Origin of the sequence: Epilithonimonas lactis (assembly GCF_900110605.1) — a bacterium.
GTDB classification, from domain to species: Bacteria; Bacteroidota; Bacteroidia; order Flavobacteriales; family Weeksellaceae; genus Epilithonimonas; species Epilithonimonas lactis.
Genome location: NZ_FOFI01000001.1, coordinates 437,574 through 453,039, shown reverse-complemented (window position 1 = coordinate 453,039; position 15,466 = coordinate 437,574). Strand labels below are relative to the sequence as shown.

Genomic DNA, 15,466 nt, shown 5'->3' with positions numbered 1-15,466 from the left:
AGTTTTAAGCGTTAGTTGGTTTAGTTCCTGTTACTCTCAATCCCATAGATCTAGCAGTACCAGCTACCATAGAAATTGCAGGATCTACAGAGAAACAGTTAAGATCTCCCATTTTGTCCTCTGCAATCTTCTGAACCTGAGCCCAAGATACAGCACCTACTTTGTTTCTGTTAGGTTCTCCAGAACCACCTTTCAATTTTGCAGCTTCCAATAATTGGATCGCAACTGGAGGTGTTTTGATGATGAATTCAAAAGACTTGTCTTCATACACCGTGATAACTACCGGAAGAACTTGACCAGGTTTATCCTGAGTTCTACCGTTGAATTGTTTACAAAACTCCATGATGTTCACACCTGCAGAACCCAATGCTGGACCTACTGGTGGAGAAGGATTGGCAGCGCCACCTTTCACCTGAAGTTTTACCATTTTAAAGACTTTTTTAGCCATTTTAATGTTTTGATTTGATTAATAAATAATTGAATGTGGAAGCATTAATTATTCAACATAAGTCACTTCGCATAAAAGAAGACCTATATTTCGGATTGCAAAAGTATAAAATATTTTTGAAATAGCAAATGGAATGTGTTGATTTTTAGAAATTTCTATTTAAAAATATTTAAATATGATCTTACTTAATATTTTAACCATATAGGCATATTAGTTTTCATAGAGAAAATACTAAGGAAAAAATAGATTTTCACTCATATTACATTGTCTTTTTTAGCTAATTCTACATTTATATATGCCAATATGGTTTATGAATTTCAATTGCATCCAAAAAAAAACACCCCAGAGCAAGCCCGGGATGAATCCTAATAATAGTATGAAAAATCTAATCTAAAATTCTAATGTAATAGAACCTCTTACCGCAGCACCCATGATTGGTCTTGCCATGATCGTCCCATCTCCACTTGGAGATCCTGATCTTGGATCGCCTTCTGTAATACCGATCGTATTGAAAACATTGGTGGCATCAATCCCGAAACGAATCTTCCCTAATTGATAAGACGTTCCTGCCCCAACTTCGCCAAATGCCGGTAAAGTCTGAGTATTCAACTCATTCTGAAAACGTTTTCCGTAATAGTTATAGCTTACATAGGTTCTCCACTCTTTGGTGATATTGACCGCAGGCGTAATATTGAAATAGAGCTTAGGCATTCTTCTCACCGTATTTCCTTCCAGCAGACTACCAGCTTCCAGATTCTTATATTTAGGATTTTGAATGGTCCCGTTGAAAGTAAGGTCTAATAAATTGTTGAACAAACGAGCATAACCTTCTATCTCAACACCCATATTTCTCGTATTGGCAAATGTATTTTCTGAGCTTCCGTCTGAGAAAACATCCGTAAAAGAAAGATCTTTCAACGTGGAATAAAATGGAATGACACCAATGCTGAAATTGCTTGTGTAATATTTATACCCAACTTCGATCTGATCCGTCGTAACTGGCTCCAAAGGCTGAGTCTGGCTACCAGCGGAGAAATAATTATAGTAAGCTTCCTCATTCGGAGACCTGAAACCGTGAGAGAATCGGCCGTAAACTGCATTGTTGGTGTTGATCTTATAATTCGCCGCAGCCGTGTAAGACAACTTATCAATATCGTATCTCCAATAAGAATATTGATTTCCCAAAACGCTCATATTGTCATCCGCAGTGGTGGTTGTAAAATCGTGAACACCATCCGTCGTCAATCCAGAATTATTAAGATTTCCGGAAGTTGTATTGGCAAAGAATCCTCTGTAGAAATCTCTGCTGTAACGTGCTCCAACATTGATATTCAAATTATCAGTAATGTTGTAATCCAAATTTACATAAAGGTCATTCAGGCTTCCCTGGGTTTGTGTATTCCTTTGTAGGAAAGACATCTGAGTCACACCGTTGTAGGTTTTGGAATAACCAACATCACTTGGACTAAGCGATGTATCGACCAAATTAAGAAGTTGCGGCTTGTCTGTTGCAGTTGTTAGGATGTTGCTCCAGTTCCAATATTGATTTGACGTCCAGTTGGATTTGTAAAAACCAGCCGTCACATTTCCTTTATCCATTTTATAGCTGAACTGTAGATCATTGACAAAATTATTCATCTTCTTGTCAATCGCCCAGAATCCCAAATGTTGGACATTTGTTGGATTCACCACTGCGCCACTGCTCACCAATGAGTATTGATAATTGTTCCCGACGATTCCTTTTCCATTGGCAAATCCAGCCGCGGTCTGAGGTCCGCCTGCTGGGAAAATCCCTGTATAATTCATATCGATATTGGTATATCTCGTCTTGTTCAAAACAGAGAAGTTATTACCCAGATCATATTTGAATTCTGCTCCTATCGCATCTACTTTGGGATGGATCCCGTCCTGAAGATTCCTTTTGAAATAGCCACCACCAACTTGAGGAATATTCAACTGACTGATCGAACTGTAGCTGTAGGTTCCATAATTAGCATCAAAGCCAGCAAATTCCTTGATATCATTTCCGTTTTGAGTCAATGGAATTGGGAGGAAAAAGGTATTTCTGTCATCCAGTTTTTTGTAGTACACTTTCGCATACCCTTTGTCAAAAACATATTTCAGGTTCATTCTGATCTGTCCGCCGTTGTTCGCTTTGAAGCCTGTTTTTCTAATTCCGTCATCCGTTCTGTAAAAGCCGCCCACATTGAAGAATAATTTATCCTCGATCAATGCACCACCAAGATTGATATCGGTTCGCATCAATCCATAAGTACTGGTTTCCAATTTGGCAACTCCTTTGAAGTCGTTGGTTCCTTCCTTGGATATAAAGTTGATGAGACCTCCTGGAGAATTGGTAGCGAAAATAGAACCTGACCCACCTCTCAAAGCTTCCAATCGTCCTGTCGTATTGTCAACTCGGAAAAAGTTATCAGCATTGGCAAACTGCAACGCACCATCTTCGAAAACAGGCAATCCGTCTTCCTGAACCTGCACAAATTCATAACCTCCGGCAGAAGGGATACCTCTTGAAAATAAATTATTTCCCACTTCTCCACCAGAAGTTTCAACTGCAAAACCCGGAACTCTCTGCAACAATGCAGCGGCACTGATCGGATTTTGTTTCATGATCTCCTTTGCTGTAAAAGTGGAAATGGCCGTACTGGACTCCAGCTTTGCCTTTGGTCTGGAGTTTCCTGTGATCACCACCTGATCGATCTCATTCGTTTTAACTGAATCTTTGACCTCCTGCGCATAGGCATTTTGGAAGTACATTGTTGCAATACCTGCAACCAAGATGAGCGATTTTCTTGTCATGTTTTTAAGTTTATTTAATAGTTGTTGTCTTTAATTTTATATAAACTCCATTGGTCCATCCAAAACCGTCTTGGTTCGGATATTCCCCACCTCCTGCAATACTTGTGGTGTCGATCGCATTGTACTTCTCCATCAGTTTTCCCGTATTATTGTAGATCCTTTCTACGTTGGAACACCAGTTATTTTTAATATTTTCTGCTACATCATCAAAACCATAATTTTTCATTGCCATATATCCTAACCATTGGTAAGGAGCCCAGGCATTAGGCGAATCCCATTGCTGTCCAGAATCTCTGGTTGTCGTGATCAGACCACCTTTTTTTAGAAATTTTTCATTAATGGTTTCGGAGACCGCACTTCCCTGGTCATGATTTGCCAACTTCAAAAACAATGGATAAAGCGTGGCGATATGTTCTGATAAGGTTTGAGATCCTGTTTTGATGTTGTGATCTTTATAGATCTTATCTTCCTCATTCCAGAAATATTGATTGATCGCTTTTTTTCTGGCTTCGGCCTTTTGACTGTAATCTCTTTTTTTGTCTTCGAAGTTTTGAAGCTCGGAAGCTTTTGCCAAAGTGTATTCCAAATGCCAAAGAAGGCAGTTGAGATCTACCTGGGCAAGATTTAAAGTTTCAATGGTCTGGATAGAATTTCCATCAGCAAACCATCTGCTGGAAAAATCCCATCCGGATTCGCAAGCGGCGCGGATGTCTCTATAAAAGTCAGGATTGGTAGATGTTTCAGCGTCTTCCACATCGATCATATAACTTTCGGGGCGCGGCGCATTTTCGTCATCGTAATATCGATTCAGAATGTCACCATTTTTAGTTTTTAGCACACGTTTACAAGCTTGACCATTTTGCAGAGTTTCCTCGCCGTCCATCCAGAACTTATATTCCTTTTCTAATGTTTCGAAATACTGGGTATAGATCTTCTCATCATTTGTGCTTTCAAAAATCAGATCTAACATCAAAGAAAAATAAGGTGGCTGCGAACGGCTGAGGAAATAGGTTCTGCTTGCATTGGGAACAAACCCAAATTCATGGATCAAATAGGCGCAATTATCAACAATGTTTCTCATCATCTCAATTCTACCAGAAACCTGTAGACCAAGCATCACAAAATAGCTGTCCCAATAGAAAAATTCGTTGAATCTACCTCCGGGAACAATGTATGGTTTTGGAAGCTTGAGTAAGGTTCCTTTATCCTCGAAAGCTGTTCTTGTGAGTTCATCCCAAAGCTTTTCGATATGTTGCTTAATTGGCAATTTCTCTTCTCTCTGAATAGATGAGATGGCCGGATCGAACTTGAAATTTCGCAACACGAACTCTTTCAGATTAAAATTTTCATTGCTCTTTTCATTTTCATAATGATCATTGATCTCAGAAATCGGAAACAGCGGAATCATATCTGCCATCGCTTTTTGGTCATCGAATATCTGAGCTTTTTGAACGGCTTCAAAAATTGGATAAATGTCTTTTATATTGAATTGATCTTTCATTTTTATTTTTTTAGTTTGATAATCTGCTTATTCATTACCAAAGCGCAGATCAGTAACAAGGTCAAAGGGATGATGGATAAATAGAATGCCTGCTGTCCACTGAATTTCTGAAAGACGAATCCCGTAAGCATAGAACCGAAAGTCCCACCAATTGCCGAAAAAACCACGATAAGTCCAGCCATTGCACTTTGCAGATATTTTGGAATTGATGCCAGTATCACAGAATTGATACTTGGATAGATGGGCGCAAGAAAGATTCCCATCAATGGAAAAATATAGACTGCCAACGGCGCATTGAACCAAGTTGTATCTCTATTGAAATGAATATGATGCGTTAACGGTAAAACCAATATGATACTTAATGCAAACCCAATGATACAGAATGAAACCACGTAGATCCACTTGAATTTCTTCGAAAAGAATCCAGAAAGAAAACGCCCCAAAGCGAATGATCCCGCAAGAACAGCTCCGGCCTGAACTGCCATAGATGTTGGAAGTTTCAGGATCTCTTTGTAAAAAGTGGGCGTCCAGGTCTGGAAACTCTGCTCTACCAAAACAAACAGAAAGGCACAGGCCAAGAAGAAAAGTACGCGTCTAAAACTAAATAATCCAATACTGTTTTTAATATCTTCCGAAAATGTAGAGTTCTCTATCTTAGCTTCTTTCTCATCCAACTTCGTCACAAGAAGAAAGATAAAGGACAACATCGATAAGACGCCTAAAACCCAGTAGGCGTTCAGCCAACTTTTGGACAACGGGTTATTATCATCAATGAACAAGCTAAACATGACATTTCCCATCAGCACGCCAACCATGAAGAAACCCTCCAAAAAACCCATGATGCTGGAATGTTCTCTGTCATTATTGGTGATCAAACCTATTGACGTAAAAACTGAGATCTTGATCAAGGCAAATGAAATACCTACCACGCAAAATAGAATTTTGAAGAACCAAAAAGCATTGGCAAATGGCATGATGAAACATATTGCGCTCACCAATAAAAGCGCGATCAACATTGATCGTTTGATGCCTACCTTTGGAAGAAACGAAGCTAAAAGGAAAGAACAGATCGCAATTGGAAGATCTTTAAAACCTTCTAAAACACTAGCTTCGGATTTTGAGATCCCAAAATTCTGCTGAACTTGTAAAATCACAGTTCCAACGGAATTGAGCAAGATCGCAAACACGAAATAGTTGAGAAAAAGGACGGCCTTGATATTTAAATTTTTCATCTGATGTAGGAATGATGCAAATCTATTAATGTTTAGTTTACGTTAATTTAACATAGTAAATCAATATTTTCACTGTATTAATATAAATTATTATATTTATAACATATTTACATTAAATAAATGAGAGTTAGTTATGAGACTATTATTCCCGATAGAAACTCGTCGTTTTGTACATTACACTTCAAAGTTCCAATCAAAGAGCACCGGTGGGAATATCATTATCATCAGGAAGTAGAACTTGTCTGCGTGGTAGCTGGCAATGGAACGCGTCATGTGGGATATCATAAAAGTAATTATACCAATGGCGATCTGGTCCTGATCGGATCAAATATTCCGCACTCGGGATTTGGTCTAAACTCTTTGGATCCTCATGAGGAGATAGTTTTACAATTCAAAGAAGAGATCGTCAGGTTTCCGCAAGAGGTGGAAGAAATGTCTGCATTAGCGCGGTTGATATCAAAGGCACAATTTGGCGTTTTATTTAGTCCAAAGGTAAAACGGAAAATCCTACCAAAACTTTATGAAATGGTAGAAGCGGAAAATTCCAAAAGGTACTTTATGCTGCTTGATATTCTTATTGAATTGGCGGAAACCTCCGATTATGTTTTGCTGAATAAGGAGATCATGCCACATACTGTGATCTCCAAAAACAAAGAACGCTTACAAACAATCTTTACCTACGTAGAGAAAAATTATGATAAGGAAATTGAGATCAATGATATCGCCAATCTGGTGAACCTGACATTGCCAGCGTTCTGTAACTTCTTCAAGAAAACGACGAAAATTACTTTCACAGAGTTCATCAATCACTACAGGATAGATAAAGCTTGCAACTTGATCGCACAGGGAAAAAGCGTTTCGGAATCGTGCTATGAAACTGGCTATAACAGCATCTCCTACTTCAGCCGCACCTTCAAAAAATACATGGGAAAGACGCCGAGTGAGTTTAATAGTGAGCTATTAAAATAAAAAAACCATCGCGTTAAAAACGGATGGTTTTTATTTTATATAAAATTGTATTAAACAACTTTTTCTACTTGCATGAAGCTAAGTTCCATTGGTGTTTTTCTTCCGAAGATCAAAACAGAAACTTCCACTTTTTTCTTGTCTTCCAAAATCTTCTCAATTGTTCCATTGAATCCGTTGAAAGGACCATCGACCACTTTCACATTTTCTCCAACTACGAAAGGAATTTCTACATCTGTAGCAAATTCAGAAAGCTCATCCATTCTTCCGAGCATTCTGTTCACTTCAGACTTTCTCATTGGAACTGGCTCACCTCCTTTGGTTAAACTTAAGAAAGAAATTACGCCAGGGATATTTTTGATCACGTGAGGTACTTCTCCAATCAGATCAGCTTCCACCATCAGGTAACCAGGATAGTAAGGTTTTTCTTTCGGAACTTTCTTACCATTTCTGATCTGGATCACTTTTTCCATCGGAATCACTACCTGAGTGACGTAAGCCTCCATATTCATTCTCTGGATCTCGCTCTCAATATAGTTCTTCACCTTATTTTCCTGTCCGCTAATAGCTTTCAGCACATACCATTTCGATTCGCTCATTAGGAAAGTATTAGGGATTAGTTAAACATATTAATAAACGTCGCAATAAAATTCTTTATCGTTACACTGAAAAGTGAATCCACTCCGAATGTAAATAAAGCAAGAATAACAGTAGTAATAGAAACTACAATCGTAGAAGATTGCAAGTCTGCCCATTTTGGCCACTCTACTTTATCTTTGAATTCTGTGTAAGAACCTTTTAAAAATTCTACTAAGCTCATTATTTTCTTTTTGCACGGGCACTAGGATTCGAACCCAGATCAACGGTTTTGGAGACCGGTATCCTACCATTGGACGATGCCCGTAGATTAAAAAAGTTCCGTAAGTTTCCTTACGGAACTTTTTATATTATTTAGATAATTAGTCTGTGATCTCAGTAACCTGACCAGCACCTACTGTTCTACCTCCTTCTCTGATCGCAAATCTAAGACCTACGTTAAGAGCGATTGGTTGCAACAATTCTACAGTGATAGTTAAGTTATCTCCAGGCATTACCATCTCTACACCTTCTGGCAAGAAGATCTCACCTGTAACGTCAGTTGTTCTAACGTAGAACTGAGGTCTGTATTTGTTGTGGAATGGAGTGTGACGTCCACCTTCTTCTTTAGAAAGGATATAAACCTCAGCTTTGAAGCTTTTGTGTGGTTTAACAGAATCTTTCTTAGCGATAACCATACCTCTCTTGATGTCAGTTTTTTCAATACCTCTCAACAATAGACCTACGTTATCTCCAGCTTCACCTCTATCAAGGATCTTTCTGAACATCTCAACACCAGTGATAGTAGAAGTCAATTTCTCATCACCCATACCTACGATATCAACAGGATCTCCTGTGTTGATTACACCTGATTCAATTCTACCAGTTGCAACAGTACCTCTACCTGTAATAGAGAATACGTCTTCGATTGGCATCAAGAATGGCTTATCTTGATCTCTAACTGGAAGTTCGATCCAAGTATCAACAGCATCCATCAATTCTTCGATTTTACCTACCCATTTAGCATCACCGTTCAACCCACCTAAAGCAGAACCTTGGATGATTGGAGCGTTGTCTCCGTCATATTCGTAAGAAGATAAAAGATCTCTGATCTCTAATTCTACTAATTCTAATAATTCTTCATCATCTACCATATCTACTTTGTTCATGAAAACAAGTACGTTAGGTACGTTTACCTGACGGCAAAGCAAGATGTGCTCTCTAGTTTGAGGCATTGGTCCGTCTGTAGCAGCTACTACAAGGATAGCTCCATCCATTTGAGCAGCACCAGTTACCATGTTCTTTACGTAATCCGCGTGACCTGGACAGTCAACGTGAGCGTAGTGTCTGTTTGCAGTTTCGTACTCGATGTGAGCAGTATTGATAGTGATACCTCTTTCTTTTTCTTCTGGTGCAGAATCGATAGAAGAGAAATCTCTTGCAGTTCCGAATCCTTTATCAGATAACACTTTACTGATTGCAGCTGTAAGTGTAGTTTTACCATGGTCAACGTGACCAATAGTACCAATGTTCAAGTGGGGTTTGTTACGATTAAACGTTTCCTTTGCCATGATTTAATATTTATTAATTAATTATTTATTTTTTTCGGTTTGCAAATATAACGATTTTTTGAATATCAAAAATATTTTTATTAAAAATTTCGATATTCAAATTCAAAAACCACAAACCAAAGCATTTTTGTCTTTTGACGTTGCAAATTTACATAAAAAAATCAATTAAAAAAAGCGCATTAAATCCAATATTACTTTTATCTCGTATATGCTTATTGAAACTCTAAAAAAATAAGCTTTATGAAAAAATTATTCAACTTTTGTGTGGCAACTGTTGCCATTGTCTCGGTAATCTCTTGTGATAATGATGATACCATAACAGGAATGCCGGAAGAACCAGCTGTAACCGTGGGTCCAAATCAACTTGCTTACGGACTTACGGAGAACAATGAACTTGTTGCTTTCAACGCCAACAACCCTTCTACCTTCAGTTCGAAAACCGCAATTGCAGGTATTGCTACAGGAGAAAAATTATTAAGTATTGATTTCCGACCAGCCACAGGTGAACTCTATGCCTTGTCCAATGCGAGTAAGTTCTACATCATCAATACTGCGACAGCAACTTCCAGAGTTGTAAGCACAACGGCTTTCACGCCTGCAATTACGGGAACAATCGCCTCCATTGATTTCAATCCTACAGTGGACCGCATCAGATTGGTGTCAAATACGGGACAAAATCTTCGTCTAAATCCTGAGAATGGAGCTCTTGCCGCTATGGACACAAGCATTGCCACGACATCTTCGATTGCCGGAATCGCTTACACCAATAGTAAATCCGGTGCGTCCTCTACAATTCTATATGATCTGGATATGACTTCAGGAAAATTATTCAAACAAGACCCACCGAACAATGGAACTTTGGCAGAGGTCGGTAGTTTGGGAATCACCTTCACTGGACAAGCCGCATTTGACATCAATCCGGACAACAGCGTGGCGTTGATCGCGACGACCAAGGATTCTAAAAACAATCTTTACACGTTGGACCTTACCAATGGTAAAACCACAAACATTGGAACCTTATCTCAAAAACTGATTGACATTGCTATTCCAACTGATGCCGTTGCTTACGCTGTTGATGCTTCGAATACACTTCAAATCTTTAACCCGAACAAACCAGAACCAGTTTCAAAAGCGATCACGGGACTGCAAAATGGAGAAGGTATTTTGGGAATTGACTTTAGACCTTTGAATGGACAACTTTACGCTTTAGGAAGCTCTAGCAGAATCTACACGATCAATCTAGGAACTGGCGCTGCTACTCAAGTTGGCTCTGGAACACTTTCTACGCCACTTGTCGGAACCGAATTTGGATTTGATTTCAATCCGACGGTTGACAGAATTAGAGTGGTAAGTGATGCTGGACAAAATCTTAGATTAAATCCAATTGATGGCGCTGTGGCCGCAATAGATGGCATCATAAACCCAGGAACACCGATGTTAAGCTCTGCCGCATACACAGACAACTTCGCTGGCGCAACAACGACTTCACTGTTTGTAATCGACCACAACACCGATAAATTATATCTTCAAAATCCACCGAATGCTGGAACATTAGTTGAACGAGGCGCTTTGGGAATCAACATCACTTCAAACAACGGATTTGATATTGGAAGTACAAGCCAGAAAGCTTACTTGGTAGGGACTGTGGGAACTGAAACTAAAATCTATACGGTAAACACTACGAGTGGAGCCGCAACAGCTGTTTCAAACTATCCAAATATGGTAAAAGGTTTTGCTGTAGGATTAGGATTTTAAAAACAATTTTAAATCTTCATAAAGAAGCCCGGAATAGAAATCTATTCCGGGCTTCTTATTTTAACAACAGTTTTAATTTAAACATAAAAAATCCCGAACGGATTCGGGACCTTCTGAGCCAACTACGGGATTTGAACCCGTGACCTCTTCCTTACCAAGGAAGCACTCTACCCCTGAGCTAAGTCGGCCTAAAAAAAAATCACATTCCGTAAGGTTTGTGATTTTGAGCGAAAGACGGGGGTCGAACCCGCGACATTCAGCTTGGAAGGCTGACGCTCTACCAACTGAGCTACTTTCGCATTTTGTTTCCAAAAAGGTTGGTTAACGGTGTGCAAATTTAAAAATAAATCTTATAATCTGCAAATATTTTTTTTACAAAAAAAGTGGGGAGAGCAGGATTCGAACCTACGTAGCCGAAGCAGCTGAGTTACAGTCAGCCCCATTTGACCGCTCTGGTATCTCCCCAAAATTTTTCTATAAATGAGCCTCCAGAGGGACTCGAACCCACGACCTGCTGATTACAAATCAGCTGCTCTAGCCAACTGAGCTATGGAGGCATTTATTTTTTTTAATAATGATCGTCAATCTTGCGCTAAGGTTACTTCCTTTTTGCGAGTGCAAATATGAGACTTTTTTCTTCAAACCTGCAAATATTTTTTAAAAAAATTTTGATTTTTTTTATTTAATCTAAACAGTCAGTTTAAACAAAAAAGTAGGCTTCAAATTAAAGATCATATTTCTGCAATCCGGTTGCTTCCGTTTTGCGAGTGCAAATATGAGACTCTTTTTTGAAACCTACAAATGTTTTTTTACAAAAAAAACGTATTTTTTTCTAAGCTAATTCTTTTTTCTTGATTAACAGTTTCTTAGCGGTATCAACAGATTCGTCTAAACTTTCCTCAAAAGTAGCACAAGTCTTTTTTACAACGATATCATCACCTGGAACTTTGATAACGAGCTCGGTCGTTTTATTTAACTTCTCAGTAGTATTTTCAACTTTAAGGTAAACCGTAGCCTCAACAATCTTGTCATAAAAGGTCTCAAGCTTAGCTAATTTTTTTTCAATTCTTTCTTTTAATGGTTCGTGCGGTGTAACACCTGCAGTCTGAATTGTAATCTTCATAACGTCTGTTTTAAATGGTTAAACAATGTAAAATGTAAAAATCATTCCATCTTCTCTATTTTATCAAATTTATTTTTTCTCTCTTGGATGCGCGTTCTTGTAAACTTCTTTCAGTTTCTCAATATTCGCGCTGGTATAAACCTGCGTACTTGCCAAACTGGAATGTCCCATCAATTTTTGAACCTTTGATATCTCTGCACCTTCGTTCAAAATGTGTGTAGCAAAGGTATGTCTTAAAATATGTGGACTTCTTTTCTGCTTAGAAGTAACATTACTAAAGTACCTATTAACGACTACATAAACAAATTTTTCGCCCAGTTTTTTTCCTTTTTTATTGATGAAAAAGTATTGCTGGTTATCAGAATCCGGAAGTCTTGTCGCAAGATAGGTCTGATAATCTGAAAGCAATTCGTCTGCGATCGGGATGACCCTGGCCTTGTTTCCTTTCCCGATGACCAAGATCTCCTTTTTTGAGAAATCAACGTTATTTAGTAGGAGATTGCATAGTTCAGCCTTTCTGATTCCGGTTTGGTAGAGCGTTTCTATGACGAGTTTCTCCAGAAGTGTCATTTGTCCCTTCTCCTCCACTTCCGTTTTCATTGTGTCCATTTCTTCCACAGAGAACGGAATGCGCTTTTCTGCGTAGAATTTGAGCGAATCTATGGTTTGCATTGGCGAGACTTTGATCTCCTCCAAACGGAGCATAAACAGATAGAAACTACGGAGTGAGGAAAGTTTCCGGTTGATGCTTCTTTTAGCCAGGCCGGAATTGCTGAGTTCTATGATAAAGTTCTTGATTACCTTTTTATGAACATGAACCACATCTTCTGTTGCTTCTGTTTTCAAAACAAAGGCTGAAAAGTCCGAAAGGTCTTTTGTGTAGTTGGTAAGGGTGTGTGGAGAATATCTCTTTTCCACTTCTATGTACTCCAGGAATCTTTCTATCATAGGTCTATAAATGCAAAATCACTTCCAAATATAGAAATTCGGAAGTGATTTTTCTTATGTTTTGCAAAAAAGAACTTAAGCTTGTTCTTCGATGCTTGCGTTTCTTTGTTTGTAAGCTGCTTTAAGTTTTGATTGTCTCAAAGTTACAGAAGGCTTGATAAATTGTTGTCTTGATCTAAGTTCTCTTACAACTCTTGTTTTATCAAATTTTCTCTTATACTTTTTTAAAGCTCTGTCGATAGACTCTCCGTCTTTTACTGGAATTATTAACATATATTACATCTCATTTTGGATTGCAAAAATATGAATTATTTATTAATTCGCAAATTTTTGAAGAGTTATTTTTAATATTATAAAGAACTTTTTCCATCTAAATATTTTTAACGCAAAGACCGCAAAGATTTTTTGACATTATTGAAAATATTTTTTTAAGGTTCACAAAGACGTAAAACTCATCAAAGTTTTTTTGTGTCTCGCAGATTGAGCAAATTTTGTAGATTAGAATTTGACGTTAAGTTTGTCATTCCGTAGGAATATCGACAGTTGAGATTGACTACGTCGAGCCGCTTTGTTAGGCTTCTTACGGAATGGCAAACTGGTGTTTTTATCTGTCTTGCTGATTGGATGACAAAATCCCTAGCCCCGATTGCAGTGGAAATCCTTTTTTGCGCTTGCGGAAAGTTCTATTTAGAGCGAAATTGTCGGGCAAAAAAGATTGCAACGGAAAGCGGGAAATAGCTCCAAAAATAAAATCAACAAAAACTGTTCGATGTAATCAATTAGCTCCAAATAAAAAATCTAAAAAAGCTATTCGACTTGCGTCAAACAGCTCCTAAATAGTCTACAAAATAGAAACTCCCGAATGAATCCGGGAGTTTTGTTTTATGCTTTGATGTAAAGAGCGTTTTTGATCTCTTCTTTCACTTTTTCCACTTTCGGGAACCACTCTGCGAACAATGGCGCTGAATATGGCGCTGATGCATCTGGCGTCGTGATTCTCTTGATCGGCGCATCCAAATAGTCGAATGCTTTTTGCTGAACCATATAAGTGATCTCGGTTGAGATGCTTGCAAATGGCCAAGATTCTTCCAGAACTACCAATCTGTTTGTTTTCTTTACGGACTCAAGAATTGTGTCGTAATCCAAAGGACGGATCGTTCTAAGGTCGATCACTTCTACAGAGATCCCTTCTTTTTCCAAGTCTTCTGCAGCTTGCAAAGCTACTTTCATAATCTTACCCCAAGAAACCAAAGTCACATCTTTTCCTTCTTTCTTGATGTCTGCTTTTCCGATCGGGATGTAATATTCCTCTTCTGGGATTTCCATTTTGTCACCATACATCTGCTCAGACTCCATAAAGATCACTGGATCGTTGTCTTGAATCGCAGATTTCAAAAGGCCTTTTGCATCGTAAGGATTGGAAGGAATGATCACTTTGAGACCTGGACAGTTGGCGTACCAGCTTTCGAAAGCCTGAGAGTGTGTTGCTCCCAACTGACCTGCTGAACCTGTAGGACCACGGAAAACGATTGGAATATTCCATTGTCCACCTGTCATTTGGTACATTTTCGCAGCGTTGTTGATAATCTGATCGATCGCAACCAAAGAGAAGTTGAAAGTCATATATTCTACGATCGGACGATTCCCGTTCATTGCCGCGCCTACAGCGATCCCTGTAAAACCAAGTTCCGCAATTGGTGCATCTATGATTCTTTTTTCTCCGAATTCAGCCAGCATACCTTTGGACGCTTTGTAAGCACCATTGTACTCTGCAACTTCTTCTCCTACTAGAAAAATGGATTCGTCTTTACGCATTTCTTCGCTCATAGCCTGAGCAATTACTTCACGAAATGTATATTCCTTCATTATAATGTAATATTGATTATGAAAATGTTCTTTGTTAAATTTCGAAATACAAAAGTATTAATTTTTTTATTATCTGCATAACAAAAAAGGCTCCCATCTGGAAGCCTGTCAATTATCATAAAGATTGTTAGTTCACTTTGTGCCAAGTTTGCGTTTTAACGGCAATTCCCAATACAATGGCTTTTACTTTCAGGACATCTCCTTCACGTACAAGCTCTGTTTTGTAAGATTTTCCGTCTTTTGGATTGGTGATGGTTCCGCCAGAGAATTCATTCCCATCTTTTGAAAGACCACGGATGATCTCTAATCCGATCAATGGTTTGTTTTTGCGGTCATCTTTACATTTTACGCAGTTCGCATTTTCTGGTTTGATCAATAGTTGTACGATCTTCCCGTTGTATTTCCCTTTGGAATCTTTGGAAATCTCTACGATGGATTTTGGTTTTCCGGTTTCGTCATCGATGGTTTTCCATTTTCCTTCGATTTGAGCGAATGAAAGAACGCCGATGAATGATAAGGCAAATGTTAAAAGTAATTTTTTCATTGTCTTTATTTTAAGTTTGTTTGTTGTTTGATGTGATTAACTTGTTAACGTTAAATTAATATTGATAAAAATATAAATTAATTTTAAACAAACAAGAATTATTTGCTATCCAAAGCATA

The 15,466-nt window shown here is 38.3% G+C and carries 14 protein-coding genes and 5 tRNA genes; 2 read left to right on the top strand and 17 right to left on the bottom strand.

All coding sequences use genetic code 11. The features are described 5' to 3' along the window. Window positions 1–4: 4 nt before the first annotated feature. From rplK to BMW39_RS02170, 4 genes are all read right to left on the bottom strand, one after another. Window positions 5–448 (bottom strand): 50S ribosomal protein L11, encoded by a 444-nt coding sequence (gene rplK, locus BMW39_RS02185; RefSeq protein WP_034966475.1) that lies wholly within the window; start codon window positions 446–448, stop codon window positions 5–7. A 390-nt stretch (window positions 449–838) separates the two neighbouring features. Further along, window positions 839–3,265: a TonB-dependent receptor gene (locus BMW39_RS02180; protein ID WP_034976841.1), complete on the bottom strand. Its 2,427-nt coding sequence runs from the start codon at window positions 3,263–3,265 to the stop codon at window positions 839–841. A 10-nt stretch (window positions 3,266–3,275) separates the two neighbouring features. Next, window positions 3,276–4,766: a trehalase family glycosidase gene (locus BMW39_RS02175; protein WP_034976838.1), complete on the bottom strand. Its 1,491-nt coding sequence runs from the start codon at window positions 4,764–4,766 to the stop codon at window positions 3,276–3,278. Window positions 4,767–4,768: 2 nt separating this feature from the next. Continuing rightward, the gene (locus BMW39_RS02170) at window positions 4,769–5,998 is read right to left on the bottom strand and encodes an MFS transporter (protein ID WP_034976836.1); all 1,230 of its coding nucleotides are present in this window, start codon (window positions 5,996–5,998) and stop codon (window positions 4,769–4,771) included. A gap of 120 nt (window positions 5,999–6,118) precedes the next feature. Here BMW39_RS02170 and BMW39_RS02165 point away from each other — a divergent pair, with 120 nt between their 5' ends. Further along, window positions 6,119–6,967: an AraC family transcriptional regulator gene (locus BMW39_RS02165; RefSeq protein ID WP_034976835.1), complete on the top strand. Its 849-nt coding sequence runs from the start codon at window positions 6,119–6,121 to the stop codon at window positions 6,965–6,967. A 50-nt stretch (window positions 6,968–7,017) separates the two neighbouring features. Here BMW39_RS02165 and nusG read toward each other — a convergent pair whose 3' ends face one another. From nusG to tuf, 4 genes are all read right to left on the bottom strand, one after another. Continuing rightward, window positions 7,018–7,563 carry a transcription termination/antitermination protein NusG gene (gene nusG / locus BMW39_RS02160; protein WP_034976833.1) on the bottom strand — a complete coding sequence of 182 codons (546 nt, stop codon included), beginning with the start codon at window positions 7,561–7,563 and terminating at the stop codon, window positions 7,018–7,020. 17 nt (window positions 7,564–7,580) lie between these two features. Then, a complete protein-coding gene (gene secE / locus BMW39_RS02155) occupies window positions 7,581–7,784 on the bottom strand; it encodes a preprotein translocase subunit SecE (protein WP_034977874.1) in 204 nt (67 codons plus the stop codon). 13 nt (window positions 7,785–7,797) lie between these two features. After that, window positions 7,798–7,868: transfer RNA gene (locus BMW39_RS02150), tRNA-Trp, on the bottom strand. A 55-nt stretch (window positions 7,869–7,923) separates the two neighbouring features. Continuing rightward, window positions 7,924–9,111: an elongation factor Tu gene (gene tuf, locus BMW39_RS02145; protein ID WP_028123380.1), complete on the bottom strand. Its 1,188-nt coding sequence runs from the start codon at window positions 9,109–9,111 to the stop codon at window positions 7,924–7,926. 240 nt (window positions 9,112–9,351) lie between these two features. Here tuf and BMW39_RS02140 point away from each other — a divergent pair, with 240 nt between their 5' ends. Then, window positions 9,352–10,866, top strand: coding sequence for a DUF4394 domain-containing protein (locus BMW39_RS02140; protein ID WP_034976832.1), 1,515 nt, complete (start codon window positions 9,352–9,354; stop codon window positions 10,864–10,866). 116 nt (window positions 10,867–10,982) lie between these two features. Here the strand turns inward: BMW39_RS02140 and BMW39_RS02135 are convergent. The 9 genes from BMW39_RS02135 to BMW39_RS02095 form a co-directional block, all read right to left on the bottom strand. Continuing rightward, window positions 10,983–11,054, bottom strand: a tRNA-Thr gene (locus tag BMW39_RS02135). 38 nt (window positions 11,055–11,092) lie between these two features. Continuing rightward, a tRNA-Gly gene (locus BMW39_RS02130) sits at window positions 11,093–11,165 on the bottom strand. Window positions 11,166–11,250: 85 nt separating this feature from the next. Continuing rightward, a tRNA-Tyr gene (locus tag BMW39_RS02125) sits at window positions 11,251–11,331 on the bottom strand. Window positions 11,332–11,349: 18 nt separating this feature from the next. Further along, window positions 11,350–11,423: transfer RNA gene (locus tag BMW39_RS02120), tRNA-Thr, on the bottom strand. A gap of 275 nt (window positions 11,424–11,698) precedes the next feature. Next, a complete protein-coding gene (locus tag BMW39_RS02115; RefSeq protein WP_034976831.1) occupies window positions 11,699–11,989 on the bottom strand; it encodes an HPF/RaiA family ribosome-associated protein in 291 nt (96 codons plus the stop codon). Window positions 11,990–12,058: 69 nt separating this feature from the next. Continuing rightward, window positions 12,059–12,937: a tyrosine-type recombinase/integrase gene (locus BMW39_RS02110; RefSeq protein ID WP_034976828.1), complete on the bottom strand. Its 879-nt coding sequence runs from the start codon at window positions 12,935–12,937 to the stop codon at window positions 12,059–12,061. 75 nt (window positions 12,938–13,012) lie between these two features. Continuing rightward, complete coding sequence (gene rpsU, locus BMW39_RS02105; RefSeq protein WP_028123384.1) at window positions 13,013–13,210, bottom strand: 30S ribosomal protein S21; 198 nt, start codon at window positions 13,208–13,210, stop codon at window positions 13,013–13,015. Between the two features lie 609 nt (window positions 13,211–13,819). Continuing rightward, complete coding sequence (locus BMW39_RS02100) at window positions 13,820–14,803, bottom strand: pyruvate dehydrogenase complex E1 component subunit beta (protein ID WP_034966457.1); 984 nt, start codon at window positions 14,801–14,803, stop codon at window positions 13,820–13,822. A 127-nt stretch (window positions 14,804–14,930) separates the two neighbouring features. Continuing rightward, a complete protein-coding gene (locus BMW39_RS02095; protein ID WP_034976827.1) occupies window positions 14,931–15,347 on the bottom strand; it encodes a DUF2147 domain-containing protein in 417 nt (138 codons plus the stop codon). Between the last annotated feature and the right edge of the window lie 119 nt (window positions 15,348–15,466).

Excerpts from the sequence above, each read along its gene's own strand:
- rplK (WP_034966475.1), bottom strand. The coding sequence starts at position 448 with ATGGCTAAAAAAGTCTTTAAAATGGTAAAACTTCAGGTGAAAGGTGGC.
- BMW39_RS02180 (WP_034976841.1), bottom strand. The coding sequence starts at position 3,265 with ATGACAAGAAAATCGCTCATCTTGGTTGCAGGTATTGCAACAATGTAC.
- BMW39_RS02175 (WP_034976838.1), bottom strand. The coding sequence starts at position 4,766 with ATGAAAGATCAATTCAATATAAAAGACATTTATCCAATTTTTGAAGCC.
- BMW39_RS02170 (WP_034976836.1), bottom strand. The coding sequence starts at position 5,998 with ATGAAAAATTTAAATATCAAGGCCGTCCTTTTTCTCAACTATTTCGTG.
- BMW39_RS02165 (WP_034976835.1), top strand. The coding sequence starts at position 6,119 with ATGAGAGTTAGTTATGAGACTATTATTCCCGATAGAAACTCGTCGTTT.
- nusG (WP_034976833.1), bottom strand. The coding sequence starts at position 7,563 with ATGAGCGAATCGAAATGGTATGTGCTGAAAGCTATTAGCGGACAGGAA.
- secE (WP_034977874.1), bottom strand. The coding sequence starts at position 7,784 with ATGAGCTTAGTAGAATTTTTAAAAGGTTCTTACACAGAATTCAAAGAT.
- tuf (WP_028123380.1), bottom strand. The coding sequence starts at position 9,111 with ATGGCAAAGGAAACGTTTAATCGTAACAAACCCCACTTGAACATTGGT.
- BMW39_RS02140 (WP_034976832.1), top strand. The coding sequence starts at position 9,352 with ATGAAAAAATTATTCAACTTTTGTGTGGCAACTGTTGCCATTGTCTCG.
- BMW39_RS02115 (WP_034976831.1), bottom strand. The coding sequence starts at position 11,989 with ATGAAGATTACAATTCAGACTGCAGGTGTTACACCGCACGAACCATTA.
- BMW39_RS02110 (WP_034976828.1), bottom strand. The coding sequence starts at position 12,937 with ATGATAGAAAGATTCCTGGAGTACATAGAAGTGGAAAAGAGATATTCT.
- rpsU (WP_028123384.1), bottom strand. The coding sequence starts at position 13,210 with ATGTTAATAATTCCAGTAAAAGACGGAGAGTCTATCGACAGAGCTTTA.
- BMW39_RS02100 (WP_034966457.1), bottom strand. The coding sequence starts at position 14,803 with ATGAAGGAATATACATTTCGTGAAGTAATTGCTCAGGCTATGAGCGAA.
- BMW39_RS02095 (WP_034976827.1), bottom strand. The coding sequence starts at position 15,347 with ATGAAAAAATTACTTTTAACATTTGCCTTATCATTCATCGGCGTTCTT.